Here is a 1,989-nt window from a genome sequence, read left to right as displayed (position 1 = left end):
GACGAGCAAATTTTTGGTGGGGTGCGGGGCGAAACCCCGCAGAGTTTCCTAAGGGGCAGAGCCCCTTATAATGGGGTTTTAAGGGCAGACAGCCCTTAATTACTGGTATCAAACCAAACCGGTGTATCTATATTGTTAGAGTCCATTTTGGGGTTGGGTCCGATATGGATAAGTTCATCGGAGGAATTGATGTGGCTTACGGCGTGTTTTGAATAGAAGTTTATCCTGGAAAAGTATTTGAAGGTTACTTCACAGCCTATGAATAATCCGCTGACGCCGACTTTCTTTGAAAATCCGTCGGAGTTTTCGTCTTTTATTTCTCTAAGTCCTCCCGAAGCCTCCGTCCTGAACAATGCGTCGTTTACTACCGCTTCAATGGCGTTTGAACCTATCTTATATCCGCTCTTTCCCTGAAGAGTAAATATATAATATCCGTCTGTATCGATGATAGAAGTATGGACTTCTCCTTCTTTATCTTTATATGTAAATCCGCCGTCGCTTATATCCTCCACTTCAAATACTTCATAGCTCATCGTGTTGTTTGAAGTCCCGAAGTAAGAGAGTATCTCGTCTTTTGTATATACGTTGAGTATGGAAGGAGATACTCCGTGAGGATTGCTCTTATCCCTTAAATGAGTTATCAAGTCTTTCAGACTCTTTTCCACTTCACTATCCAGCGTATCCTCTCCTATGATTTCATATATTTTATTTGTAAGTTTGTTTAGACTTTCCGTCAAGGTCTCTTTATCACTCGTGTTTACTTTATTTGCTGACAGGCTTTTTATATTCTCGTCATCTAAATTTGAAAGTACTTCGATGATATTGTCTATATCCGCAATGAGTGCGTCGGGTCCGGCTATCCCCGTAGATGCATCACCTACACTCGCCATAAAATTTCTGTTTTTTATTTTCATTTTTTACCTCCTAATAGTACCCGCCGTCGGTACTGAATATCCTTTGATTATAAAGTTCGTATAAAAGTTTGGTGCTGTCGTCGTCCGCTCCGTAGAACCTCAGCCTTTCTCTGTATGCGCAGTAAGCGGAAAGTGCGTCCTGATAACATTCTTTCATCTTCGGCTCGTCATCTTCAGACTTTACTTTCTCCGGAAGCAGTACGTAAAATAGAGTATATCTTCCCATAAGGTCGAACATCACTTCATTTCCCACTTTTATATACATCTTCGTTCTCTTGTTTTGTTCGTTTATTATGTATTTCAGTTTGAGCAGATCTCTGTTTATCTCGTCTTTTGCCTTTATGGGATACCATTTGGTGTTGAAAGCGAAAAGCTCTCTTTTTTTTACTTCTCCCGCATTTATATCCTTTGATATTATGTCCCTTATCCCTTCGTTGATATAGTTTATGCACATCGACTTGTCTATCGACTTATTGCACATAAGCTGTGCATTTATCCTTATTTCTTTTACGTTCATAAATTCCTCCTGCTTTTGTATTATCATAAATTTTCTTTTTTTACTGCTGTCTATTTTTATATCCTTTTTTTACAATGCCTATAAATTTTTTACCTACGGATAAATCTCTTACTAAAGAGTGATATTTTTCTTTAAACTCATCTGCTTAAGAGCTCTAAACTTTACACTTCAATGTAGGAATTCCAACTTGCCCTACGCTTCCGAGGGGTTCTGCCGCTTAAACCCCGATACTTTTTGACTTACTAAAAACTCCAAAAGAAATTTTGATATTTTAACTAATATGGAAATTCACAAATTTAACTGCAAAATTTGCAGCACGGCAAACTAAGAAATCGTATTTGTTATCAGTCTTTCAACTGAGCGTATTTTTTTAATAAAATATGTCTATATTCTTGAAATAGTAAACAATCAAAATTTTGCCCTCTTTTTGTGAAACAGTTACTATCCCTCACTTTTAGTTTGAAAAGTTTTATCTTTTATTAAAGCTAATAACTCTTTTAGGTAATATGTGGGTGAATGACTTCGGTAGGTTTAATATCCCTCCCACGAAGGCTTAGG

2 protein-coding genes are annotated in these 1,989 nt (G+C 37.5%); both read right to left on the bottom strand.

The genetic code is table 11. The features are described 5' to 3' along the window. Nucleotides 1-95: 95 nt before the first annotated feature. Entirely contained in the window at nucleotides 96-914 is an 819-nt protein-coding gene (locus Q0516_RS04610) for a hypothetical protein (RefSeq protein ID WP_294578458.1), read from the bottom strand. A gap of 10 nt (nucleotides 915-924) precedes the next feature. Then, entirely contained in the window at nucleotides 925-1,431 is a 507-nt protein-coding gene (locus Q0516_RS04605) for a hypothetical protein (protein WP_257481304.1), read from the bottom strand. Between the last annotated feature and the right edge of the window lie 558 nt (nucleotides 1,432-1,989).

Source organism: uncultured Anaerofustis sp., assembly GCF_938029165.1.
Taxonomy (GTDB): domain Bacteria; phylum Bacillota; class Clostridia; order Eubacteriales; family Anaerofustaceae; genus Anaerofustis.
This window is presented reverse-complemented; position numbering and strand designations above follow the sequence as displayed.